This window comes from Pantoea sp. EKM21T (genome assembly GCF_011800405.1).
Taxonomy (GTDB): domain Bacteria; phylum Pseudomonadota; class Gammaproteobacteria; order Enterobacterales; family Enterobacteriaceae; genus Pantoea; species Pantoea agglomerans.
The window spans coordinates 76,585-101,828 of the sequence record NZ_JAALFV010000005.1 but is presented as its reverse complement, the minus strand read 5'-3'; the positions used below and the strand labels follow the sequence as shown (position 1 = coordinate 101,828).

General features: G+C 54.4%; 22 protein-coding genes. 18 read left to right on the top strand and 4 right to left on the bottom strand.

All coding sequences use genetic code 11. From position 1 onward, the window contains the following. Window positions 1-9: 9 nt before the first annotated feature. Window positions 10-1,212 carry an acetate kinase gene (gene ackA / locus HFD87_RS11680; protein WP_167423466.1) on the bottom strand — a complete coding sequence of 401 codons (1,203 nt, stop codon included), beginning with the start codon at window positions 1,210-1,212 and terminating at the stop codon, window positions 10-12. Between the two features lie 337 nt (window positions 1,213-1,549). On the opposite strand from ackA, the gene yfbV reads away from it, so the two are divergent. The 3 genes from yfbV (at window position 1,550) to HFD87_RS11665 (ending at window position 3,315) form a co-directional block, all read left to right on the top strand. After that, on the top strand, window positions 1,550-2,002 hold the full coding sequence (gene yfbV / locus HFD87_RS11675; protein ID WP_010258042.1) for a terminus macrodomain insulation protein YfbV: 453 nt from the start codon (window positions 1,550-1,552) through the stop codon (window positions 2,000-2,002). A 145-nt stretch (window positions 2,003-2,147) separates the two neighbouring features. Further along, on the top strand, window positions 2,148-2,642 hold the full coding sequence (locus HFD87_RS11670; protein WP_167423537.1) for a YfbU family protein: 495 nt from the start codon (window positions 2,148-2,150) through the stop codon (window positions 2,640-2,642). Between the two features lie 13 nt (window positions 2,643-2,655). Then, the gene (locus tag HFD87_RS11665) at window positions 2,656-3,315 is read left to right on the top strand and encodes a sugar phosphatase (protein ID WP_010258046.1); all 660 of its coding nucleotides are present in this window, start codon (window positions 2,656-2,658) and stop codon (window positions 3,313-3,315) included. Between the two features lie 29 nt (window positions 3,316-3,344). Here the strand turns inward: HFD87_RS11665 and yfbR are convergent, their stop codons facing one another. Next, window positions 3,345-3,944: a 5'-deoxynucleotidase gene (gene yfbR, locus HFD87_RS11660; RefSeq protein ID WP_010258048.1), complete on the bottom strand. Its 600-nt coding sequence runs from the start codon at window positions 3,942-3,944 to the stop codon at window positions 3,345-3,347. A 75-nt stretch (window positions 3,945-4,019) separates the two neighbouring features. Then, window positions 4,020-5,237 (bottom strand): pyridoxal phosphate-dependent aminotransferase, encoded by a 1,218-nt coding sequence (locus tag HFD87_RS11655; protein WP_010258051.1) that lies wholly within the window; start codon window positions 5,235-5,237, stop codon window positions 4,020-4,022. Between the two features lie 960 nt (window positions 5,238-6,197). Here HFD87_RS11655 and lrhA point away from each other — a divergent pair. From lrhA to HFD87_RS11580, 15 genes are all read left to right on the top strand, one after another. Beyond that, entirely contained in the window at window positions 6,198-7,121 is a 924-nt protein-coding gene (gene lrhA, locus HFD87_RS11650) for a transcriptional regulator LrhA (protein WP_010258055.1), read from the top strand. A gap of 639 nt (window positions 7,122-7,760) precedes the next feature. Beyond that, window positions 7,761-8,204, top strand: coding sequence for an NADH-quinone oxidoreductase subunit A (locus HFD87_RS11645; protein WP_010258058.1), 444 nt, complete (start codon window positions 7,761-7,763; stop codon window positions 8,202-8,204). A gap of 15 nt (window positions 8,205-8,219) precedes the next feature. After that, entirely contained in the window at window positions 8,220-8,897 is a 678-nt protein-coding gene (locus tag HFD87_RS11640) for an NADH-quinone oxidoreductase subunit B family protein (RefSeq protein WP_003854245.1), read from the top strand. 113 nt (window positions 8,898-9,010) lie between these two features. Beyond that, the gene (gene nuoC / locus HFD87_RS11635) at window positions 9,011-10,810 is read left to right on the top strand and encodes an NADH-quinone oxidoreductase subunit C/D (protein ID WP_010258063.1); all 1,800 of its coding nucleotides are present in this window, start codon (window positions 9,011-9,013) and stop codon (window positions 10,808-10,810) included. Between the two features lie 2 nt (window positions 10,811-10,812). After that, window positions 10,813-11,328 carry an NADH-quinone oxidoreductase subunit NuoE gene (nuoE, locus tag HFD87_RS11630; protein WP_010258066.1) on the top strand — a complete coding sequence of 172 codons (516 nt, stop codon included), beginning with the start codon at window positions 10,813-10,815 and terminating at the stop codon, window positions 11,326-11,328. A gap of 2 nt (window positions 11,329-11,330) precedes the next feature. Beyond that, window positions 11,331-12,671 carry an NADH-quinone oxidoreductase subunit NuoF gene (nuoF, locus tag HFD87_RS11625; RefSeq protein WP_029519446.1) on the top strand — a complete coding sequence of 447 codons (1,341 nt, stop codon included), beginning with the start codon at window positions 11,331-11,333 and terminating at the stop codon, window positions 12,669-12,671. A 112-nt stretch (window positions 12,672-12,783) separates the two neighbouring features. Then, window positions 12,784-15,507, top strand: a complete 2,724-nt coding sequence (gene nuoG / locus HFD87_RS11620) for an NADH-quinone oxidoreductase subunit NuoG (protein WP_022625073.1) — start codon at window positions 12,784-12,786, stop codon at window positions 15,505-15,507. Next, a complete protein-coding gene (gene nuoH, locus HFD87_RS11615; RefSeq protein ID WP_003854240.1) occupies window positions 15,504-16,481 on the top strand; it encodes an NADH-quinone oxidoreductase subunit NuoH in 978 nt (325 codons plus the stop codon). The genes nuoG and nuoH overlap by 4 nt, the downstream gene beginning before the upstream one ends. An 11-nt stretch (window positions 16,482-16,492) precedes the next feature. Further along, window positions 16,493-17,035 carry an NADH-quinone oxidoreductase subunit NuoI gene (gene nuoI, locus HFD87_RS11610; protein WP_003854239.1) on the top strand — a complete coding sequence of 181 codons (543 nt, stop codon included), beginning with the start codon at window positions 16,493-16,495 and terminating at the stop codon, window positions 17,033-17,035. Window positions 17,036-17,045: 10 nt separating this feature from the next. Further along, entirely contained in the window at window positions 17,046-17,597 is a 552-nt protein-coding gene (gene nuoJ / locus HFD87_RS11605; protein WP_010258075.1) for an NADH-quinone oxidoreductase subunit J, read from the top strand. Further along, window positions 17,594-17,896, top strand: a complete 303-nt coding sequence (nuoK, locus tag HFD87_RS11600; RefSeq protein WP_003854236.1) for an NADH-quinone oxidoreductase subunit NuoK — start codon at window positions 17,594-17,596, stop codon at window positions 17,894-17,896. The genes nuoJ and nuoK overlap by 4 nt, the downstream gene beginning before the upstream one ends. Further along, a complete protein-coding gene (gene nuoL, locus HFD87_RS11595) occupies window positions 17,893-19,728 on the top strand; it encodes an NADH-quinone oxidoreductase subunit L (RefSeq protein WP_010258078.1) in 1,836 nt (611 codons plus the stop codon). The genes nuoK and nuoL overlap by 4 nt, the downstream gene beginning before the upstream one ends. 210 nt (window positions 19,729-19,938) lie before the next feature. Beyond that, window positions 19,939-21,459 carry an NADH-quinone oxidoreductase subunit M gene (gene nuoM, locus HFD87_RS11590; RefSeq protein ID WP_010258081.1) on the top strand — a complete coding sequence of 507 codons (1,521 nt, stop codon included), beginning with the start codon at window positions 19,939-19,941 and terminating at the stop codon, window positions 21,457-21,459. 6 nt (window positions 21,460-21,465) lie between these two features. Beyond that, window positions 21,466-22,923 carry an NADH-quinone oxidoreductase subunit NuoN gene (nuoN, locus tag HFD87_RS11585; RefSeq protein ID WP_010258083.1) on the top strand — a complete coding sequence of 486 codons (1,458 nt, stop codon included), beginning with the start codon at window positions 21,466-21,468 and terminating at the stop codon, window positions 22,921-22,923. A 123-nt stretch (window positions 22,924-23,046) separates the two neighbouring features. Then, entirely contained in the window at window positions 23,047-23,505 is a 459-nt protein-coding gene (locus tag HFD87_RS11580; RefSeq protein WP_033788199.1) for a GNAT family N-acetyltransferase, read from the top strand. A gap of 33 nt (window positions 23,506-23,538) precedes the next feature. On the opposite strand, the gene HFD87_RS11575 is transcribed toward HFD87_RS11580, so the two are convergent. Next, window positions 23,539-25,197, bottom strand: coding sequence for a glucan biosynthesis protein D (locus HFD87_RS11575; RefSeq protein ID WP_022625071.1), 1,659 nt, complete (start codon window positions 25,195-25,197; stop codon window positions 23,539-23,541). Window positions 25,198-25,244: the final 47 nt, after the last annotated feature.

The following is a 25,244-nucleotide window of genomic DNA, read 5'->3' as shown; positions in this document are numbered from 1 at the left end:
GAGAAGTGTTTACGCAGTCAGACGCGCGGCGTCCTGGGCGATGACCAGCTCTTCGTTGGTCGGGATCACCAGCGCCGGGCGGGTGCCTTCTTTATTGATGTAGCCAGACTTGCCGAAACGGGCCGCCAGGTTGCGATCGTGATCGACGTCAAAGCCCAGCAGCGCCAGTTTTTTCAGTGAGAGTTCACGAACCATCGCGGCGTTTTCACCGATGCCGCCAGTAAATACCACGGCGTCCAGGCGACCATCCATCAGCGCGGTGTAGCTGCCGATATATTTCGCCAGGCGATGACAGAAGACATCCATTGCGCGCTTCGCATCTTCTTTGGTGGTGTAGTTATCTTCCACGTAGCGGCAGTCGCTGGTGACTTCGGTCAGACCTAACAAGCCAGACTCTTTGGTCAGCAGTTTATTGATGGCATCGACGCCCATACCCAGCGTATCGTGCAGGAAGAAGATGATTGCCGGGTCGATGTCGCCACTGCGGGTACCCATCACCAGGCCTTCCAGTGGGGTCAGGCCCATTGAGGTGTCCACACACTCGCCGTTGCGAATGGCAGAGACAGAACCGCCGTTACCGAGGTGGCAGGTAATAATATTCAGTGACTCAAGCGGCTTGTTGAGCATTTTGGCCGCTTCGTGGGTCACATAGAAGTGGCTGGTGCCATGCGCGCCATAGCGACGAACGCCATGCTCTTTATACAATTTGTACGGCAGCGCATAGAGATAAGACTCTTCCGGCATTGTCTGATGGAAAGCGGTGTCAAATACCGCGACATTCTTATCTGACAGGTGCGGGAAGTTTTTCATCGCTTCATCAATACCGATCAGATGAGCCGGATTGTGCAGCGGTGCAAAAGAAGAGGCGTCTTTGATGCCCTGTACCACTTCTTCAGTGATGATGACTGACTGAGTCAGCTTCTCGCCGCCATGAACGATACGATGGCCGATTGCAGCAATTTGTGCCGAAAGCTCAGGTTTTTGTGCCAGAATGGTTTTAACGATAAAGTTCAGCGCTTCACTATGCGCTGCGCCAGCACCCAGAGGCGCTTCCTGTTTTTCGCCTTCCAGCTTCCATTTGATGCGGGCTTCAGGAAGGTGGAAACATTCCGCCAGGCCAGACAGGAATTCTTCACCGCTGGCAGGATTGAGGATGGCAAACTTAAGGGAAGAGCTGCCACAGTTCAGAACCAGAACTAACTTACTCGACATGGAAGTACCTATTTTTTGAGAGTGGCTAAATAAAACGCAATCAGACTAACAGCGTAGCCCATGAAAGCTGGTAGATTAATGACAAACATCATGCGGTAGACAGAATTCTGCATTTCCGCAAAAAATTTCGGCAATCTTACGCGAAAATTTGAAGATTGCCTCGTCTGAACCTGGCTCAGGCCTCTTCCCAAAAGCGCAATCCGCTTCCGGAAAGGGGGTAAAACGGCGTCAGAATAGCTGGAGTCACCTTTAAAGACAAAAATAATTGAAGGATGTCACGTAAAGTTGTGTAGTTATAACTATTTTTTAATTTTTACAGCATTAGTTGAGGTGAGCCATGGCGAATGAATCTGGCAGTACCAATTGGTTTCGGATGTTTCAGCGCGGCCAACACTATATGAAGACCTGGCCGGCTGATAAGCGCCTGGCACCCATGTTCCCGGAAAACCGTGTTTCATCGGCAACGCGTTTTGCTATTCGCTTTATGCCCCCTTTGGCGATTTTTACGCTGACCTGGCAGATCGCGATGGGCGGTCAGTTAGGCCCGGCCGTGGCGACCGCGCTGTTTGCCTGTACCCTGCCGATGCAGGGATTATGGTGGCTGGGAAAGCGTTCTGTGACGCCGCTGCCGCCGACGCTGCTTAACTGGTTTCATGAAGTTCGTGCCCGGCTGGAAGAAGCGGGGCAGGCGACAGCGCCAGTAGAAGGCAAGCCGACCTATCAGGCGCTGGCCGATCTGCTAAAGCGGGCGTTCAAACAACTCGACCGCACTTTCCTCGACGATCTCTGACCCATCCCAGGCTGGCGGTAAAATATTTACCGCTAACCTGCGGCCAAATCAAAGAATGGTGATACGGCGATTTCCGTGTCGCTAACGCTGTGCAATGATTTCTCCATTGTCGATTAACTGAGCGGTCTCTGACCGGGAGTAAATGATGGAAATGACCCATGCGCAGCGTTTGATTCTCACTAATCAGTACAAAATGATGGCCATGCTTGAGCCGGAAAATGCGGAGCGTTTTCGTCGTTACCAGACCATCATCGAACTCGGTTATGCGCTGCAGATGCGGGAGCTGGACAAAGAGTTTGGCGAACTCAGCGAAGCGATCTGCCGGACGGTGATCGATATTATGGAAATGCATCACGCTCTCCACGTCTCCTGGTCGAACCTTAAAGAGAAAGGTGAGCTTGAAGAGCGGCGTCTGGCCTTTCTGGGCTTCGATGCGGCAACGGAAGCGCGCCTGCTGGGTTATGTCCGTTTTATGGTCAATACAGAAGGGCGTTATACCCACTTCGATTCCGGCACCCATGGTTTTAATGCGCAGACCCCGATGTGGGAAAAGTATCAACGGATGTTAGCTTTGTGGCAGACTTGTCCGCGCCAGTACCATTTAAGTGCAAACGAAATTGCGCAAGTGATTAATGCCTGATGAGGAGTAGCGCGTGACCTACAGAGGTTTTCTATTTGATTTAGACGGCACGCTGGTGGATTCACTGCCAGCGGTTGAACGAGCCTGGAGCCAGTGGGGTGCCCGTCATGGCATCGCGGCTGATGAGATTCTGGATTTCATTCATGGCAAACAGGCGATCACCTCTCTGCGTCATTTCATGGCAGGCCAGTCGGAAGAGGCTATTCAGGCGGAGTTTGTTGCGCTGGAGCAGGCTGAAGCGGCGGACACCGACGGTGTGCAGGCGCTGCCAGGGGCCAACGCGTTGCTGAACCGGCTGAACGAACTGCAGATTCCCTGGGCGATTGTCACTTCCGGTTCAGTGCCGGTCGCACATGCACGTCATAAAGCCGCAGGCTTACCGAAGCCTGCCGTGTTTATTACCGCTGAACAGGTGGCTAAAGGTAAACCGGAGCCCGATCCCTACCTGCTTGGTGCGGAGAAGCTGGGATTAGCGGCGACATCGTGCGTGGTTGCAGAAGATGCACCTGCCGGAATCTTATCCGGCCTGAATGCTGGCTGTGCGGTGATTGCCATCAATGCGCCGGCGGAGACACCCCGGCTGGATGAGGTAGCGCTTCAGCTCGACTCACTGGCGTCACTGGTGATAACCCGCGAGTCTGACGGCAGCTTTACCTTCCGTCAGCAGGCTTAAGGGCTGGCCCGGCGGCCAGACCGCCGGGCTTAGAGTGGCGTATCCTGCGAGATTTCATCCAGTGACAGGCTGAAGCTCGGAATAAACACCTCAACGAAGTAATCCATCTCCGGTGAACGCCGAAGTGCCAGGGTCTTTTCCAGCCGCGCTTTGGCCAGTAAAAATTCGTTGTTCCCGGCAGACAACTCCTCAAGACATTTTACATATGCACAGAGCGCATCCGCCTGTTTCACAACCGCCTGCTCCTCTTCGCTGTGCAGATGCTCATCGATCAGCGGGCGATAGATCGCCTGAAACTCTTCAGGCAGCATCTCAATCAGCTTCTGCTGAGCAATCTTCTCGATTTTCTTATATTCGTGGGCGATCTGCGCGTTGTAATATTTTACCGGAGTCGGTAAATCGCCTGTGAGCACTTCACTGGCATCGTGGTAAAGCGCCAGCATGGCAATGTGATCGGCATTAAGCGACCCGTTGAATTTAAGGTTTTTGATCACGGCCAGGGCATGCGCCACCATGGCGACCTGCAGACTGTGTTCGGAGACATTTTCGGTGCGCACATTGCGCATCAGCGGCCAGCGATTGATCAGCTTAAGACGGGAGAGATGAGCAAAGAAGTGGCTTTGTGTCATGAGCGTTCCTGTTGGCTGGCGGGGGAGAGACAGGCTCTGGCTCTCCCCAAATAGCGTCAGTATACGCGGGCCTGATTATTGACGATAGCCTTGCAGGAAGCGGCCAAATTTATTGATCGCCATCTCAAGATCATCCACACGAGGCAGCGTAACAATGCGCAGGTGATCGGGCCATGGCCAGTTAAAGGCACTGCCCTGAACCAGTAGCACCTTCTCCTGTAACAGAAAATCCAGCACCATCTTCTGATCGTCGAAAATGTTGAATTTTTTGGCATCGATTTTCGGGAACATATAAAGCGCGCCCTGCGGCTTCACACAGCTGACGCCTGGGATATCATTAATCAACTCCCAGGCGCGCTGCCGCTGCTCGTAGAGACGACCACCCGGCATGATAAATTCGCTAATGCTCTGGTAGCCGCCCAGCGCCGTCTGAATCGCATGCTGCGCCGGTACGTTGGCACACAGGCGCATCGAGGCGAGCATCTCCAGTCCTTCTATATAGCCTTTAGCATGTTTCTTTGGCCCGTTCAGTACCATCCAGCCCTGACGGAAACCGGCAACGCGATAGGTTTTAGAAAGGCCATTAAAGGTAACAGTCAGCAGATCGGGTGCCAGCGCTGCGATGCAGTGATGCTGTGCATCGTCATAGAGGATCTTGTCGTAGATCTCATCGGCGAAAATAATCAGGTTATGCTGACGCGCAATTTCAACCACCTCTAACAGCAGCTCTTTGCTGTAGACCGCGCCAGTGGGGTTATTCGGGTTGATAATCACGATGCCGCGGGTACGAGGCGTTATCTTGCTGCGGATATCATCGAGGTCAGGGAACCAGCCTGCTGATTCGTCACACAGATAGTGCACTGCTTTACCGCTGGAGAGGGAAACCGCAGCCGTCCATAACGGATAGTCGGGGGCCGGCACCAGCATTTCGTCGCCGCTGTTCAGTAACGCCTGCATCGCCTGCACGATGAGTTCTGAAACACCGTTGCCAATGTAGATATCTTCTACGGTGACATCGCGCATGTCGCGCGCCTGGTAGTGCTGCATGATCGCTTTACGGGCGGAATAGAGACCCTTGGAGTCACAATAGCCCTGAGAGCTGGGAAGGTTACGAATAACATCGACCAGTATCTCATCCGGTGCTTCAAAACCAAACGGCGCCGGATTGCCGATGTTCAGTTTCAGTACTTTGTTACCTTCTTCTTCGAGGCGCTTAGCCTCTTTCAGTACCGGGCCACGGATGTCATAGCAGACGTTATCGAGTTTTCCGGATTTATCAATTTGAAAAGTCATTGTTACCGCCTTAATGGGCAGAATCCTTTTGGCTGCCACAGAAATCCAACCAGCACAATGTACTCTCCTGACAGTCACAAAAGAAGGGTGCCGCCCCGTTTTGGCGGGTTCAACAACTTTTTGCCCGGTGCGCAGCGTAAAAAATATTTGTTGTCGCGTAAACTGGTTAATAAAACTATAAATTGGAATTAATGCAGGATTTTAACTTGTCCAAAGCGCTGCTGAACCGACATATGGCTTTAGCATCATGAACGCTATCTGGAAGTTATTGAAATGGAACTTTTCTTTGCACCTGAAATATACACTTAGAGAAATAGTTAAAGGATATTTTATAAATGTTCAAATTATGGACGATTTTATAACGTGCCTGAAGATTACGCCTTAACGCTGCTTAAGAGTGGCGTGTTTAAGGCCTTGTGTTCGCCGGAAAAGTGCCAAAAGCAGAGCTTCATATGGCACCTTTATTGCAGGATTGTGAGCCGTACTTAACACTTCCTCACTAAATTTCAGAACGCTGAAGGCTTAAAAAGTGATCAATAATGTGGCATAAGGGTCTGGAAATGCCTTTAGCACAAAATTTACAGCGCTTTTCACAAAATCATTTCCATTTTGAAGTCAAAAATGATTAAGTATAATTTATTATTTAGTGCACTTTGCCGCTTCGCTTTGATAGCCCGTAAAGTGCGCTTTCTATCCCACACGATTCTTTCTGGTGGGAATAAGACAACTACGCAGCTTCCTGCATTTGCGCACCCAGCGCCATCGGTTCAGAAGTTGTATCTGTCTTGAATAGCACTATGACCCTTCAGAGGAGTCAACAGTGCAGGATCCACATAAACTTTTTTTGTGTCAGTCTTCACACAGGACTGTCATTGAGCACCATTACTGCTTATCACTTTGATAAGCTTGTGATAACACCAGGGTAGTAGTTCGTAAAAATCTTATAAGTGAAGAAAAAACATGACTAATGCAAATCGTCCGATACTGAATCTCGACCTCGATCTGCTGAGAACCTTCGTTGCCGTTGCGGATTTGAATACCTTTGCAGCTGCTGCTGCAGCGGTCTGCAGAACCCAGTCAGCAGTCAGTCAGCAGATGCAGCGTCTGGAACAATTGGTAGGTAAAGAGCTGTTTGCCAGACATGGACGTAATAAGCTTCTGACAGAGCACGGTATCCAGCTTTTAGGCTATGCGAGAAAAATTCTTCGTTTTAACGACGAAGCCTGCACATCTCTGATGTACAGCAACATTCAGGGCGTGCTGACTATTGGCGCCTCTGATGACACCTCTGACACTATTCTGCCGTTCCTGCTAAACCGGGTGACCTCGGTGTATCCGAAACTGGCAATCGATGTGCGGGTTAAACGTAATCCGTTTATGATGGAAATGCTCAATCAGGGTGAAGTGGACCTGGTTGTGACCACTTCAAGCCCGGGCAATTTTACCTATCAGGTACTGCGTACTTCACCTACCTTGTGGTACTGCGCAGCGGATTATATCTTCCAGCGTGGCGAAGCCATTCCATTGGTGTTGCTGGATGAGCCAAGTCCTTATCGTGATATGGCTATCGATCATCTCAACGAAGCGGGCATCCCGTGGCGTATCTCTTATGTCGCTTCCACACTGGCTGCAGTACGCGCTGCGGTGAAAGCGGGACTGGGCGTGACGGCACGTCCGGTCGAGATGATGAGCCCGGAACTGCGTGTTATGGGTGCAGCTGAAGGACTGCCGGTACTGCCGGATACGCAATATCTGCTGTGCCGTAATCCAGACAGCGATAATGAACTGGCGCTGGCCATCTTCAATGCCATGCAGTCCACCAATGATCCTTATAACCTGAGCAATAATCCCGACGGTTCACTGTTGCTGGATGACGAAGAGTAATTTCGCTAACGTGTTGTACTCAATACCTGCGTGATTGCCTTAATAAACGCTTATAAATAAGCCTCTCCTTCCCTGAAAAGAACGAGAGGCTTTTTTGTGCCTGACCCCCGTCCGATGCTCCTTACTGACTCCTCTGCTTCTTATGACCCGACTAAAGAAATTTCACCATCTACTGAATTGAAATTTCCAGACCAAAAAACCGAATGCTTTGTTCCGAATCACCGTTTCAGGTGGGGAAAATTAACGCATAAAGGGCAAAAGTGTGTTCTGGATCAAAAAAATAGCCCTGGAAAGGGGAGGGAAAATTCAGTGATACCTGTCAAAATATGTTTGTTAAATGCACGATCCATGCATGTGAATACCCGCTACACTAAAATTAACCCTACAGACTGAAGCGATTTAGCTGGAAAGCGGGGCATCATTTGTTAATAATATGATGCAGGTGTGAAATAATGTTTGGATACTTTTGTCAAAGTTGACAAAAGGTTATAGAAAGGAGTAAAAAACCCCATAAAATAGCTGCTTATTACTTAATAACAGCGACATTTGAAAGGTTTTTATCCTTCCCTTGAATCGATGTGGTCAGTTTGCTGCGGGAAACGCGTGCAGGATGCCAGCGCCACTTTTGATGAGTAAGCAATGAGTATGTCAACTACCACCGAAATCATCGCTCAGCACTGGGCGTTTATCGTATTTATCGTTATTGCCTTTGGCCTGTGTGCTTTCATGCTGACCGGAGGATGGCTGCTTGGCGGCAGAGCGCGCGCCCGCTACAAAGACACGCCATTCGAATCGGGCATTGAATCCGTTGGTGATACCCATATCCGCCTGTCGGCGAAATTTTATCTGGTTGCGATGTTTTTCGTCATCTTCGACGTCGAAGCCCTCTTTTTATACGCATGGGCGACTTCAATCCGTGAAAGCGGTTGGATCGGCTTTGTGGAAGCCGCAATTTTCATTTTGGTGCTCCTGGCGGGTCTGGTCTATCTGGTACGCATTGGCGCACTGGACTGGGCTCCAGCTCGCCGTCGCGTGGTGGTCAAAACCACTACGGTCAGCCACACCAATCCTCATAAGCAGTAAAAGAGAGGCAATAAGATGGACTATACGCTCACCCGCATAGACCCGAACGGTGGTGAGAACGACCGTTATCCTCTGCAAAAGCAGGAAATCGTCAGCGATCCGCTGGAGCAGCACGTTCATCGCAGCGTTTATATGGGCAAACTCGAAAATGCCCTGCATGACATGGTGAACTGGGGGCGTAAAAACTCCCTCTGGCCTTATAACTTTGGCCTGTCCTGTTGTTACGTTGAGATGACAACATCGTTCACCGCGGTCCACGACGTGGCACGTTTTGGCGCCGAAGTTATGCGCGCTTCGCCACGTCAGGCCGATTTCATGGTCATTGCCGGTACGCCGTTCACCAAAATGGCCCCGGTTATTCAGCGTTTGTACGATCAGATGCTGGAACCCAAATGGGTGATTTCCATGGGTGCCTGCGCCAACTCTGGCGGCATGTATGACATCTATTCCGTGGTGCAGGGTGTCGATAAATTCCTGCCGGTCGATGTTTATATTCCTGGCTGTCCGCCACGTCCTGAAGCGTATATGCAGGCACTGCTGCTGTTGCAGGAGTCGATCGGCAAAGAGCGCCGTCCGCTCTCATGGGTGGTTGGCGATCAGGGCGTTTATCGCGCCAACATGCCATCTGAGCGTGAAAGAAAACGCGGCGAGCGCATCGCAGTCACAAACCTGCGCAGCCCGGACGAAGTTTAAAACCGTATGGATGGAAAACAGCGCCTGCAGCAGAACATCACAATTTAATGCATGGCCCCATCCTGACGCCTTCATTTGAGTGCCTGAGACCAGGCCGGAATGGTGAGTAACGTATGACAGATTTGACCACGCAAGATCTCGCTCAGCCTTCATGGCAAACCCGTGATCACCTTGATGACCCGGTGATCGGCGAGTTGCGTAACCGTTTTGGGCCGGATGCCTTCACTGTTCAGCCAACCCGTACCGGTATTCCGGTGGTGTGGGTGAAGCGTGAACAGATACTGGAAATTATCGAGTTCCTGCGTAAATTACCCAAGCCTTACGTCATGCTGTATGACCTGCATGGCGTGGATGAGCGTTTACGTACCCACCGTGCAGGCCTGCCTGCGGCGGATTTTTCCGTTTTCTACCACCTGCTGTCGATTGAACGCAACCGCGACATCATGCTCAAGGTGGCACTCTCTGAAAACGATATGCATCTGCCGACCATCACCCGCCTTTTCCCGAATGCCAACTGGTATGAGCGTGAAACCTGGGAGATGTTTGGTATCACCTTTGATGGTCACCCGCATCTGACGCGCATCATGATGCCGTCGACCTGGGAAGGCCATCCGCTGCGTAAAGATTACCCGGCGCGCGCCACCGAATTCGATCCCTTTACGCTGACCAAACAGAAAGAAGATCTGGAGATGGAAGCGCTGACCTTTAAGCCTGAAGACTGGGGCATGAAGCGCAGCACCACCAACGAAGACTTCATGTTCCTGAACCTCGGGCCTAACCACCCGTCGGCGCACGGTGCGTTCCGCATCATTCTGCAGCTGGATGGTGAAGAGATTGTCGACTGCGTGCCTGACATCGGCTATCACCATCGTGGTGCCGAAAAGATGGGCGAGCGTCAGTCGTGGCACAGCTACATTCCTTACACTGACCGCATCGAGTACCTCGGCGGCTGCGTAAACGAAATGCCGTACGTACTGGCGGTGGAGAAACTGGCCGGTATCGTGGTGCCCGATCGCGTTAATGTGATCCGCGTGATGCTCTCTGAGCTGTTCCGCATCAACAGCCACCTGCTCTATATCTCCACCTTTATTCAGGACGTCGGGGCCATGACGCCGGTGTTCTTTGCCTTTACCGACCGTCAGAAAATCTATGACGTGGTTGAGGCGATTACCGGTTTCCGTATGCACCCGGCGTGGTTCCGCATCGGTGGTGTCGCGCATGACCTGCCGCGAGGCTGGGAACGTCTGCTGCGTGACTTCCTCGACTGGATGCCAAAACGTCTTAAAGAGTATGACAAAGCGGCACTGCGCAACAGCGTACTGATTGGCCGTTCCAAAGGCGTTGCTGCTTACAACATGGAAGAGGCGCTGGCGTGGGGCACTACCGGTGCTGGTCTGCGTGCTACCGGTCTCGACTTTGACGTACGTAAATGGCGTCCCTACTCCGGTTACGAAAACTTCGATTTTGAAATCCCGGTCGGCGACGGCATCAGCGATGCTTACAGCCGCGTCATGCTGAAAATGGAAGAGATGTGGCAGTCGCTGCGCATTCTTGAGCAGTGTCTCAACAACATGCCAGAGGGTCCGTTTAAAGCGGATCATCCGCTGACCACGCCGCCACCGAAAGAGCGCACGCTGCAGCACATTGAAACGCTGATCACGCACTTCCTGCAGGTTTCGTGGGGGCCGGTGATGCCAGCCAATGAGTCGTTCCAGATGATTGAAGCGACGAAAGGGATCAACAGCTACTACCTGACCAGCGATGGCAGCACCATGAGCTACCGCACCCGCGTGCGTACGCCGAGCTTCCCGCATCTGCAGCAGATTCCTTCAGTAATCCGTGGCAGCCTGGTATCCGACCTGATCGTATATCTGGGTAGTATCGATTTTGTTATGTCAGACGTGGACCGCTAATTATGCACGATCAACACATTGCCATTAAAACGATCGACCCTAACGAGGTCTTCGTGCTGAGCGCGGAAGAGCATCACGCCATTGAGCACGAAAAACACCACTATGAAGATGCGCGTGCAGCCTCGATTGAAGCGCTGAAGATCGTGCAGAAACAGCGCGGATGGGTGCCGGACGGCGCCATCAATGCGATTGCCGAGGTTCTGGGTATCCCGGCGAGTGATGTTGAAGGTGTGGCGACATTTTACAGCCAGATCTTCCGTCAGCCGGTTGGCCGTCATGTGATCCGTTACTGTGACAGCGTGGTCTGTCATATCACCGGTTATCAGGGCATCCAGTCAGCACTGGAACAGCAACTGAATATCAAACCGGGTCAGACCACTGCCGATGGCCGCTTTACACTGCTGCCAACCTGCTGTCTGGGTAACTGCGATAAGGGGCCAACGATGATGGTGGATGAAGACACGCATGTGCATCTGACGCCGGAAGGCATCCCTGGTTTGCTGGAGCAGTATCAATGACAATTAAACAGATCATTCGCACTGCAGAAACTCATCCGCTGACCTGGCGGATGCGTGACGACAAGCAACCTGTCTGGCTTGACGAATATCGCAGTAAAAACGGCTATGCCGGTGCGGAAAAAGCGCTGAAAAGCATGTCGCAGGATGAAATCGTTGCGGCAGTCAAAGATTCAGGCCTGAAAGGGCGCGGCGGTGCGGGCTTCTCCACCGGGCTGAAGTGGAGCCTGATGCCGAAAGATGAGTCGATGAACATCCGTTACCTGCTGTGTAACGCCGATGAGATGGAGCCGGGCACTTACAAAGACCGCCTGCTGATGGAGCAGATGCCTCACCAGCTGGTGGAAGGAATGCTGATCAGCGCCTTTGCGCTGAAGGCTTACCGTGGCTATATCTTCTTACGTGGCGAATACATTGAAGCCGCGGTGCATCTGCGTCGTGCGATTGCTGAAGCGACCGAAGCGGGCTATATCGGTAAAAATATTCTCGGTACCGGCTTCGACTTTGAGTTGATTGTCCACACCGGCGCAGGTCGTTATATCTGCGGCGAAGAGACGGCACTGATTAACTCACTGGAAGGTCGTCGTGCTAATCCGCGTTCGAAACCTCCATTCCCGGCGAGTGCGGGCGCGTGGGGCAAACCGACCTGCGTGAACAACGTGGAAACCCTCTCCAACGTTCCGGCGATTCTGGCCAACGGCGTGGAGTGGTACAAAAACATCTCTAAAAGCGAAGATGCCGGTACCAAAATGATGGGCTTCTCCGGACGGGTTAAAAATCCCGGCGTCTGGGAGCTGCCATTCGGTATCACCGCACGTGAAATCCTTGAAGATTATGCGGGCGGTATGCGTGACGGACTGAAGTTCAAAGCCTGGCAGCCCGGCGGGGCAGGGACTGACTTCCTGACCGACCAGCACCTGGATCTGCCCATGGAGTTTGCCAGCATCGGCAAAGCGGGCAGTCGTCTGGGTACGGCGCTGGCGATGGCGGTCGATCACGAGATCAACATGGTCTCGCTGGTGCGTAACCTGGAAGAGTTCTTTGCCCGCGAGTCGTGCGGCTGGTGTACACCGTGTCGCGATGGCCTGCCGTGGAGCGTAAAAATTCTGCGTGCGCTGGAGCAGAAGCAGGGTCAGCCAGGCGATATCGAAACCTTACTGCAACTCTGCCGTCAGCTTGGCCCGGGTAAAACCTTCTGTGCGCACGCGCCGGGTGCGGTTGAGCCCCTGCAGAGTGCGATTAAATATTTCCGTGAAGAGTTTGAAGCCGGCATGGCACCGCAGGTGTTTGGCAATACCCGCGCCATTGGCGGGATCCAGCCAAACCTGCTGAAAGCGCGCTGGTAATTCGCCGAAGAACACGGAACAGGCCTGGTGCCGCCGCCCCGACAATGTCGTGCGTCGGGGCAAGAATATGATTAACGCTCGTCTCTGACGAGCCTTACGGAAGCATGTCACTATGGCTACAATTCATGTAGACGGTAAAGAGTATGATGTGAACGGAGCGGACAACCTGCTACAGGCATGTCTCTCTCTGGGCCTTGATATTCCTTACTTTTGCTGGCATCCGGCGCTGGGAAGCGTTGGGGCCTGCCGCCAGTGTGCGGTAAAGCAATTCCAGAATGCCGAAGATACCCGCGGCCGTCTTGTCATGTCCTGCATGACGCCGGCCTCTGACGGCACATTCATCTCCATCGATGATGGCGAAGCGAAAGAGTTCCGCGAAAGCGTGGTGGAGTGGCTGATGACCAACCACCCGCACGACTGTCCGGTGTGTGAAGAGGGCGGTAACTGTCACCTGCAGGATATGACAGTAATGACCGGCCACAGCTTCCGCCGCTATCGCTTCACCAAACGTACCCACCGTAATCAGGATCTCGGCCCGTTCATCTCCCATGAGATGAACCGCTGTATCGCCTGTTACCGCTGCGTGCGTTACTACAAAGATTATGCCGATGGCAAGGATCTGGGTGTCTACGGCGCACACGACAACGTCTACTTCGGTCGTCCGGAAGATGGCACGCTGGAGAGCGAATTCTCCGGTAACCTGGTTGAAATCTGCCCGACCGGCGTCTTCACCGATAAAACGCACTCCGAACGCTATAACCGTAAATGGGATATGCAGTTTGCGCCGAGCATCTGCCAGCAGTGCAGTGTGGGCTGTAACACCAGCCCGGGTGAGCGTTATGGTGAGTTACGCCGTATCGAAAACCGTTATAACGGCACCGTAAACCACTATTTCCTGTGTGACCGTGGCCGCTTTGGCTATGGCTACGTGAACCGTAAAGATCGCCCACGCCAGCCGATGCTGCTGCGCGGCAACGACTGGGTGACGCTGAACGCAGAGCAGGCGGTCAATGCCGGTGCAGATTTGCTGCGTCAGGCAAAAAAAGTGATCGGTATCGGCTCGCCGCGCGCCAGCATTGAAAGTAACTTCGCGCTGCGTGAACTGGTCGGTGCAGAGAACTTCTCTACCGGCATGCCAGCGGGCGAGCAGGCCCGGCTTGAACTGATGCTGAAAATTCTGCGTGAGGGCGGTATCTATACGCCATCGCTGCGTGAAATTGAAAGCTACGATGCGGTGCTGGTGCTGGGCGAAGATCTGACCCAGGTTGGCGCACGCGTGGCGCTGTCAGTGCGTCAGGCCGTGAAAGGCAAAGCGCGCGACATGGCTGCCGCTCAGAAAGTAGCAGACTGGCAGATCGCCGCGATCCTGAACATCGGACAGAATGCGAAACATCCGCTGTTTATCACCAACGTCGATGAAACCCGTCTGGATGATATCGCGGCATGGAGCTATCGCGCACCGGTTGAAGATCAGGCGCGTCTCGGTTTCGCTATCGCCAGTGCGCTGGATGAAACCGCTCCGGCGGTGACCGATTTCGACAGCAAACTGAACGGCAAAATGGATGTCATCGTGCAGGCGCTGGCCGGCGCGAAAAAACCGTTAATTATTTCCGGGACCCATTCCGGCAGCAGCGCGATGATCGAAGCGGCTGCCAACGTGGCCAAAGCGCTGAAAGCGCGCGGTGCCGACGTCGGGATTACGCTGCTGGCGGGACACGCCAACAGCGTGGGTCTTGGCCTGATGGGCGGCAATCCTCTGGAAAGCGCGCTGGAGCAACTGAGCAACGGTGAAGCCGATGCGCTGGTGGTACTGGAAAATGACCTCTATCGCCATGCACCGAAAGCGCTGGTTGATGCGGCGCTGGCCCAGACCACTAACGTGATTGTGGTTGATCATCAGCGCACCGCGACGCTTGAGAAAGCGGGTCTGGTGTTATCAACCGCCAGCTTCGCCGAAAGTGATGGCACCTCGATCAACCATGAAGGCCGCGCACAGCGTTTCTTCCAGGTTTACGATCCTTCTTACTATGACAACAACGTTGTGATGCTGGAGAGCTGGCGCTGGCTGCATTCGCTGCACAGCACGCTGGAAAGCCGTCACGTCGACTGGACGCAGCTGGACCACGTGATCGATGCGGTGGTGAGTCATCTGCCACAGCTGGCCGGAATCAAGGATGCGGCACCGGATGCCAGCTTCCGTATTCGCGGACAGAAACTGTCGCGTTCACCGCACCGTGCCAGTGGCCGTACCGCGGCGCGCGCCAATATCAGCGTGCACGAACCGCGTCAGCCGCAGGATCAGGACACGATGTTCGCCTTCTCAATGGAAGGGAACAACCAGCCAGGCGCACCGCGTTCGCAGATTCCGTTTGCCTGGGCACCGGGCTGGAACTCACCGCAGGCGTGGAACAAGTTCCAGGTTGAAGTGGGCGGCAAACTGCGTAATGGCGATCCGGGTGTACGGCTGTTTGAAGCCAGCGCAGCCAGTCTGCCCTGGTTCAGCAACGTTCCGGCGGCATTCGTCAGTGAAGCGCAGTGGCGCGTGGCCCCTCTCTACCAGCTGTTTGGTAGCGAAGAGATGTCACAGCGTTCACCGGTCTTCCAGCAGCGTATGGCACCGCCTGCACTGGTGATTAACCCGGAAGATGCAGCGAAGCTGGGCGTCAACAATGGCGCGGCGGTTGAGTTCATCTGTGCCGGTGAGACAGTGCGTCTGCCGGTCCGTTTCTCGGCGTCACTGCAGGCGGGACAGATTGGTCTGCCGCTGGGCATGCCGGGCGTTCCGCCATTCCTGGCGAACGGTAAAATCGACACTCTGCAGGAGGCGGCGCAATGAGCTGGTTAACACCGGACGTTATCGACATTCTGCTGGCCATTGTTAAAGCCATCGTGATTCTGCTGGTGGTTGTGGCCTGCGGCGCGTTCATGAGCTTCGCCGAGCGTCGTCTGCTCGGCCTGTTCCAGAACCGTTACGGACCAAACCGCGTAGGCTGGGGCGGCTCGCTCCAGCTGGTAGCGGACATGATCAAAATGTTCTTTAAAGAGGACTGGGTTCCGCCGTTTACCGACCGCTTTATCTTTACCCTTGCGCCGGTTATCGCCTTTGTTTCACTGCTGCTGGCCTTTGCTATCGTGCCGGTTTCGCCAACCTGGATGGTGACAGACCTGAATATCGGTCTGCTGTTCTTCCTGATGATGGCGGGCCTTGCGGTCTACGCGGTGCTGTTTGCCGGCTGGTCGAGTAATAACAAATACTCGCTGCTGGGCGCGATGCGCGCCTCGGCGCAGACCCTGAGCTACGAAGTGTTCCTGGGTCTGTCGCTGATGGGTGTGGTAGCGCAGGCGGGCTCGTTCAATATGAACGATATCGTCAACAGCCAGACGCACCTGTGGAACATCATTCCGCAGTTCTTCGGTTTCGTAACCTTCTGTATTGCTGGCGTGGCGGTGTGTCACCGTCATCCGTTTGACCAGCCAGAAGCGGAGCAGGAACTGGCGGACGGTTATCACATCGAATATGCCGGTATGAAGTTCGGCCTGTTCTTTGTCGGCGAATATGTGGCGATCACCACCGTTTCAGCGCTGATTGTGACGCTGTTCTTTGGTGGCTGGCACGGCCCATTCCTGCCGCCGTTCATCTGGTTCGCCCTGAAAACGGCGTTCTTTATGATGATGTTCATCCTGATTCGTGCTGCGCTTCCGCGCCCACGCTACGACCAGGTGCTGTCATTCGGCTGGAAAGTGTGTCTGCCGTTGACGCTGTTGAACCTGCTGGCGACTGCCGCAGTGATTCTCTACACAGCGCCGTAAGGGGTTAACAAATGACTTTGAAAGATATTGTCGTAGGCTTTGGCACGACAGTTCGCAGTATCTGGCTGATCGGGCTGCACGCCTTCGCCAAACGTGAAACTCAGATGTATCCGGAAGAGCCGGTTTATCTGCCACCACGCTATCGTGGCCGTATCGTGTTAACCCGCGATCCGGATGGTCAGGAGCGTTGCGTCGCCTGTAACCTGTGTGCGGTTGCCTGTCCGGTTGGCTGTATCTCGCTGCAGAAAGCTGAAACCAAAGATGGCCGCTGGTACCCGGAGTTCTTCCGTATCAACTTCTCACGCTGCATCTTCTGCGGCATGTGTGAGGAAGCCTGTCCAACCACGGCGATTCAGCTGACCCCCGATTTCGAACTGGGTGAGTTTAAGCGTCAGGATCTGGTGTATGAGAAGGACGATCTGCTGATTTCGGGGCCGGGTAAATATCCGGAGTACAACTTCTACCGCATGGCAGGTATGGCGATTGACGGTAAAGATAAGGGCGAAGCAGAAAACGAAGCGAAGCCTATCGACGTCAAAGGCTTATTACCTTAAGGAGCAAGGCATGGAATTTGCGTTTTATCTTTGCGGGCTGGTGGCGGTGCTGACGACGTTGCGCGTCATTACTCACACTAATCCGGTACATGCGTTGCTGTACCTGATCGTTTCGCTGTTATCGATCGCGGGCGTCTTCTTCTCTATGGGAGCCTATTTTGCCGGTGCGCTGGAGATCATCGTCTACGCCGGTGCCATTATGGTGCTGTTCGTCTTCGTGGTCATGATGCTGAACCTGGGCAAACAGACCGAGAAGCAGGAGCGTGAGTGGCTCAGCCCGTCACTGTGGATTGGTCCGGGTATCGTCTCGTTGCTGCTGCTGGTCGTAATGGTCTACGCCATCCTGACCGCCAACGATCAGGGCATCGATGGCACCATCATCGACGCCAAAGCGGTCGGCATCAGCCTGTTCGGTCCTTACGTACTGGCGGTTGAACTGGCCTCAATGCTGCTGCTGGCGGGTCTGGTCGTGGCGTTCCATATCGGTCGCGAGGAGCGTCAGGGCGAAGTCCTGAGTAACCGTAATGCTGACGCCGCTCAGGTGAAAAAGGAGAACGCATGATCCCGTTACAACATGGATTGATTCTTGCTGCCGTGCTGTTTGTCCTTGGACTGACGTCGCTGGTAATACGCCGCAATCTGCTGTTTATGCTGATCGGCCTTGAAATCATGATCAACGCCGCCGCCTTAGCCCTGGTGGTTGCCGGGAGCTATTGGGGTCAGGCCGATGGACAGGTGATGTATATCCTGGCGATCAGCCTGGCGGCAGCGGAAGCCAGTATTGGTCTGGCACTGCTGCTTCAGCTCTATCGTCGTCGTCAGACGCTGAACATTGATACTGTGAGCGAGATGCGCGGATGAATCTTCTCTATTTAACTGTCTTGTTTCCGCTGATCGGCTTTCTGCTGTTAGCGTTTTCGCGCGGTCGCTGGTCAGAGAACCTGTCGGCCACGATTGGTATGGGATCGGTGGGTCTGGCGGCCCTGACTACAGCGATGGTCGGTTTTGACTTCTTCGCCAACGGCCAGCAAGCCTACACGCAGGCGCTCTGGACCTGGATGCATGTCGGCAACTTCGACATGAAGGTGAACCTGACGCTGGATGGCCTGTCGCTGACCATGCTGTCTGTCGTGACCGGTGTCGGTTTCTTCATTCACATGTTCGCCTCCTGGTACATGCGTGGAGAAGAGGGCTACTCCCGCTTCTTCGCCTATACCAACCTGTTTATCGCCAGCATGGTTGTTCTGGTGCTGGCCGATAACCTGATGCTGATGTATCTGGGCTGGGAAGGGGTAGGGCTCTGCTCTTATCTGCTGATCGGTTTCTACTACAGCAATCCGGAAAACGGCAAAGCGGCGATGAAAGCGTTCATCATTACCCGCGTGGGCGACGTCTTCCTGGCATTTGGTCTGTTCATCCTCTACAACGAGCTGGGCACGCTGAACTTCCGCGAGATGATGGAGCTGGCACCTGCGCACTTTGCCGCAGATAACCATATGCTGCAGTGGGCAACGCTGATGCTGCTGGGTGGCGCGGTCGGTAAATCGGCTCAGCTGCCGTTACAGACCTGGCTGGCAGATGCGATGGCTGGTCCGACACCGGTTTCGGCACTGATCCACGCCGCGACCATGGTGACAGCAGGTGTCTACCTGATTGCCCGTAGCCACGGTCTCTTCCTGCTGACGCCGGAAGTGCTGCATCTGGTCGGGATTATCGGGGCGATTACCCTGGTGCTGGCAGGCTTTGCCGCGCTGGTACAGACCGACATTAAACGTGTTCTCGCTTACTCCACCATGAGCCAGATTGGCTACATGTTCCTGGCGCTGGGGGTTCAGGCGTGGGATGCGGCGATTTTCCATCTGATGACGCACGCCTTCTTTAAAGCGTTGCTGTTCCTCTCTTCGGGTTCAGTGATTCTGGCCTGCCATCACGAGCAGAACATTTTCAAAATGGGTGGCCTGCGTAAGAGCATTCCGCTGGTCTACACCTGCTTTCTGGTGGGCGGCGCGGCGCTGGCGGCACTGCCGCTGATTACGGCGGGCTTCTACAGTAAAGATGAGATCCTGTTTGGCGCACTGGCTAACGGTCACATCAACCTGATGGTTGCGGGTCTGGTGGGGGCGTTCCTGACCTCTATCTATACCTTCCGTATGATCTTCATCGTGTTCCACGGCGAAGAGAAAATTCATGCGCACGCCGGTAAGGGTATTACCCATCATCTGCCGCTGATTGTGCTGCTGCTGCTCTCCACCTTTATTGGTGCGCTGATCACGCCGCCGCTGGCAGGGGTACTGCCAGCCAATGAGTTCGGTGAAGCGGGCAAAGTGGGACTTGAAATCACCTCGGGCGTTGTAGCGATTGTCGGCATTCTGATCGCTGCCGCGCTGTGGCTGGGCAAACGTGAGCTGGTTACCCGTATCGCAAACAGTGCACCAGGCCGTTTCTTCGGCACCTGGTGGTTTGCGGCCTGGGGCTTCGACTGGCTCTACGATAAAGTGTTCGTCAAACCTTATCTGGGTATTGCGTGGCTGCTGAAGCGCGACCCACTGAATGGCCTGATGAACCTGCCTGCGCTGCTGTCACGTATTGCCAACAAAGGCCTGGTAGTCAGTGAGAATGGCTACCTGCGCTGGTACGTTGCGTCAATGAGCGTGGGCGCCGTGCTGGTGCTGGCTCTGCTGCTGGTGATTTAAAGATTGATGAGCGGGGCAGGTTAGCTAATCTGCCCATTGAGAATGTCAAAAATTGTCCTGAGCAAGGGCGTTATCGTCGCGGCCAGTTTGGTTACCGCCAGCGCACAGCAACCGGAGCATACCGAGGTATGTGAGGATTGCGAGCAGTGCCGGGAGCCAAAATGGCAAGTAAGATAGCCCGAACTAAGACAAAGAAAAGGGAAGTGTGCCGTGTTATTACCTTGGCTAATTATCATACCCTTCGTCGGTGGTCTGATCTGCTGGCTCACTGAGCGCCTTGGCGCGAAGGTGCCACGCTGGATCGCACTGATCACTATGGGGCTGACGTTGGCGCTTTCACTGCAACTCTGGTTGCAGGGAGGCTATTCACTGACGCAGGCAGCGGGCATTCCGCAGTGGCAGTCAAGTTTCTCCGTTCCGTGGATCCCACGCTTCGGCATCAGCTTCCATTTAGCCATTGATGGCCTGTCGCTGCTGATGGTGGTGCTGACCGGCCTGCTCGGTCTGATGGCGGTGCTCTGTTCCTGGAATGAGATTTCAAAGTATCAGGGCTTCTTCCACCTGAACCTGATGTGGATCCTGGGCGGCGTAATCGGTGTTTTCCTCTCCATCGACCTGTTCCTGTTCTTCTTCTTCTGGGAAATGATGCTGGTGCCGATGTACTTCCTCATCGCGCTCTGGGGTCATAAAGCATCGGACGGCAAAACCCGTATTTCCGCCGCGACAAAATTCTTCATCTACACCCAGGCTTCAGGTCTGGTGATGCTGATTGCGATTCTGGGCCTGGTGTTTGTCCACTACAACGCGACTGGCGTCTGGACATTCAACTACGAACAGCTGCTGCAGACGCCAATGTCGAGCGGTGTTGAATATCTGCTGATGCTGGGCTTCTTTATCGCCTTTGCGGTGAAGATGCCGGTGGTACCGTTGCACGGCTGGCTGCCGGATGCGCACAGTCAGGCGCCAACGGCCGGTTCTGTTGATCTGGCGGGTATCCTGCTGAAAACCGCAGCTTACGGTTTACTGCGTTTCAGCCTGCCGCTGTTCCCGAATGCGTCAGCCGAGTTTGCGCCAATCGCCATGTGGTTAGGCATCATCGGTATCTTCTACGGTGCCTGGATGGCCTTCTCGCAGACTGATATCAAACGTCTGATTGCTTACACCTCGATTTCGCACATGGGCTTTGTGCTGATTGCCATCTATACCGGCAGCCAGCTGGCGCTGCAGGGCGCGGTGATTCAGATGATTGCGCACGGTCTCTCCGCTGCAGCACTCTTCATTCTGTGTGGTCAGCTGTATGAACGTCTGCATACTCGTGATATGCGTCAGATGGGTGGCCTGTGGTCGCGCATCAAATGGATTCCGGGTCTGTCGCTGTTCTTTGCTGTTGCCAACCTCGGTATGCCAGGCACCGGTAACTTCGTCGGCGAATTTATGATTCTGACCGGCAGCTTCCAGGTGGTGCCGATGATTATCATCATCGCGACCTTTGGTCTGGTGTTTGCCTCGATTTACTCGCTGGTGATGATGCAGCGCGCTTATTACGGCGAAGCGAAATCGAAAGATCCGCTGCCAGGCATGTCACCGCGTGAGTTTATGACCATCGGTGTTCTGGTGGTGCTGCTGGTGCTGCTGGGCGTCTATCCACAGCCGATTCTGGATACTTCGCACGCTGCCATGAGCAATATTCAGCAGTGGTTTACCGCTTCAATTTCAACTACAAGGCCGTAATTCGCCATGACAATAACTCCTCACCAATTGATTGCGTTGCTACCGCTGTTAATCGTCGGATTGACGGTGGTGGTTGTGATGCTGTCCATTGCCTGGCGACGCAACCACTTCGTTAACGCCACGCTAACGGTAGTTGGCCTGAACCTGGCGCTGCTCTCGCTCTACTTTGTCGGTCAGGTCGGGGCGATGGATGTCACGCCGCTGCTGCGCGTCGATGGCTATTCGATGTTCTATACCGCGCTGGTCATGCTGGCGAGTCTGGCGACCTGTACCTTTGCCTATCCATGGCTGGCGGGCTTCCCGGACAACAAAGATGAGTTCTACCTGCTGGTGCTCATTGCGGCACTTGGTGGCATCGTGCTGGCCAGTGCTAACCATCTGGCTTCGCTGTTCATCGGTATTGAGCTGCTTTCGCTGCCGCTGTTTGGTCTGATTGGCTACGCCTTCCGCCAGAAACGTTCACTGGAAGCCGCACTGAAGTACACCATTCTTTCGGCGGCGGCCTCGTCGTTCCTGCTGTTTGGTATTGCGCTGATCTACGCCGACTCCGGTAACCTGAGCTTTGTGGCGCTGGGCCAGAGCCTGACTGACAGCATGATCCACGAGCCACTGCTGCTGGTGGGTCTGGGTATGATGATTATCGGTCTGGGCTTTAAGCTCTCACTGGTTCCGTTCCACCTCTGGACCCCCGATGTTTATCAGGGTGCGCCTGCGCCGGTTTCAACCTTCCTGGCCACCGCCAGCAAGATTGCTATCTTCGGTGTCATCATGCGTCTGTTTATGTATGCGCCGGTGACCGACAGCGAAGCGGTGCGCACAGTGCTGGCCATGATCGCCTTTGTGTCGATTCTGTTCGGTAACCTGATGGCGATTTCGCAGAGCAACATCAAGCGTCTGCTGGGTTACTCCTCTATCGCCCACCTCGGATATCTGCTGGTGGCACTGATTGCGGTGAAAGATCATCAGCTGTCGCTGGAAACGTCGGGCGTTTACCTGGCCGGTTATCTGTTCAGCAGCCTGGGTGCCTTTGGTGTGGTGAGTCTGATGTCCAGCCCATATCGTGGCCCGGATGCTGACTCGCTCTACTCCTACCGCGGCCTGTTCTGGCATCGACCTATTCTGTCAGCGGTGATGACGGTGATGATGCTGTCACTGGCGGGTATCCCGATGACGCTGGGCTTTATCGGTAAATTCTACGTTATCGCTTCAGGCGTCAGTGCGCACCTGTGGTGGCTGACCGGTGCTGTAGTCGCGGGTAGTGCGATTGGCCTCTACTACTATCTGCGCGTGACGGTGAGTCTCTACCTCAGCCCGCCAGAACTGCATACCCGTGATACCCCGGCTAACTGGGCATTTACGGCCGGTGGTGTGGTAGTACTGATTTCTGCCATTCTGGTGCTGCTGTTAGGGGTTTACCCGCAGCCGCTGATCAGACTGGTGCAGATGGCTCAGCCGCTGATGTAAGCGCGTTGCTGCGACTGACGAATCAGGCCTCCGGGCCTGATTTTTTTTGCCTGTAAGAGGGTGTCACCAGCAGGTGCTGGCGACACCGCGCTGATGTAGAGTGTGTGGTTTAAAGGAGAGACCATGGACATTAACTGGCAGGATAAACACCATAGCGAACTGACCCCCTCACAGCTCTATGCACTGCTGGCGTTGCGCAGTGCCGTGTTTGTGGTGGAACAGCAGTGCGCTTACCTTGATGTGGATGGCAATGATTTGCAGGCGGAAAACCGGCATCTGTTGGGAATGGCGGATGATCAGCTGGTGGCCTATGCGCGACTGCTCTCCCCGGAGGATGAGACCAGCCCGGTGAAAATCGGACGGGTGATTGTTTCAGATCGGGTTCGTGGTGCGCGGCTGGGGAATCGTCTGATGGAGCAGGCAATCAACAGTTGTCAGCAGCACTGGCCGGGCCGCGATCTGTTTCTCTCCGCGCAGGCGCATCTGGAAGGTTTCTATGGGCAGCATGGCTTTGTCGCGGTGGGGGAGAACTACCTGGAAGATGGGATCCCTCACGTCGATATGCTGAAGAACGCGCCATAAAAAAGGCGAGGCCTGAGCCTCGCCTTTTTTACATCAACCCACCGTCATCTGGCGGTCATCGACATATTTACGCTGATCCGGCGCAGGCGGGAAATATTGATAGAGCCAGGTTTCACTCAGCGTCTCATCTTTGCTGCGCAGGAACAGACGCATCTCTACCGGCTCGGTGGAATCGCTGTTCGGATACCAGTCAAACAGGATGCGATAGCCCTTAAGCGGATCGACATACAGAATCTCAACCTGCTTCACGCTGCCGGATGAAACGGTAATCACCGGCTCAATACCTTTCGGCGCAGCAGCCTGCAGATCGCCACCAATAAAATCGATGGCGAAGCGGCGGCACCAGGTTTCCGGGAAGTGTTCGCCAGGCGCCCAGCCTTCCGGGAAACCACCGATACCGGTACGGGTTGCATCCACGCGCGCCAGACCGCTACGCACCGGCGGCAGACCACTCCAGTAAAGCTTGTAGGAGAAGTTCAGCTCGCTGCCCGCTTTGACCGGCTCAGCCGGTTGCCAGAAGCAGACCACGTTATCCAGCGTTTCACCCGTGGTCGGGATCTCCATCAGGTTGATCGCGCCTTTGCCCCACTTACCGACCGGCTCAACCCACAGGCTGGGACGTTTGTCATACCAGCCAATCACATCCTGATAATCTTTGAAGTCGTGATTAAGCTGCAGCAGGCCAAACCCACGCGGATTCTCATCTTCATAGGCGTTGAACTGCAGACGCTGAGGATTATTCAGTGGGCGGGCAATCCATTCGCCTTTACCGGTCCACATCGCCAGGCGATCGGAGTCATGGATCTGCGGATGGTAAGTGTTACACATACGGCGTTCGTTGGTGCCGCAGCTGAACATACTGGTCATTGGCGAGATGCCAATCTGACGGATCTCTTTACGGGCAAACAGGTGGTTTTCCACCTCCATCACCACGCGTTTCTCTTCGCAATGGATGATGAATTTGTAAGCACCGGTGACGCTGGCACCATCCAGCAGGGCGTAGCAGGTAAAGGTGGTATCTTCCGCTTTTGGCGTTTCAAACCAGAAGGCGGTGAAATCGGGAAACTCCTCCTGGCCATTGCTGAAGGTGTTGATCGCTACGCCACGCGCCGAGAGGCCGTACTGGAAAGTATCGTCAACGGCACGGAAGTAGCTTGCGCCAAGGAAGGAGACGATGTCGCGACGGGCCAGTTCCGGTTTTTTAAAGGCGCGGAAACCGGCGAAGCCGAGGTCAGTTTTGCCCTCCAGCTGCTTCGTATCGACCCTGGCGTCGTTGTAGTTGAACAATTCGGGACGGAAGTGAATTTCGCGTGCTTCGCGACTCTCACCGTCAACAGAGAACATGCGGATGCGCCGCTTGAAGCCCATACCGACATGGAAGAACTGAACGTCCAGTTGACGATCGGGCAGGTTGTTCCAGAGTGAGTGGTTGGCGTCATACTGAATTTCGTTGTACGCCTGCGGGGTCAGTGTGGCCAGCGTCTCCGGCAGCGCGCCCGGTGCTCCGCCCCAGGGTTTTTTCGCCAGCGCAGCCGCGTTTTTCTTCAATACGTCGAAATCGAAGCGTACGGCGGTTCCGTCAGCAATGCCATCTTCTGCCCATGCGGATTGCGCAAACAGCGTTGACAGGCCGGTCATGCCGCTGACGGCGGAGAAGGCCATTGACGCTTTCATAAACATTCTTCGATTCATGCCAGAGATTATTCCTTAGCTGTTCGAGGGTGTCGTGACTGTCGTGC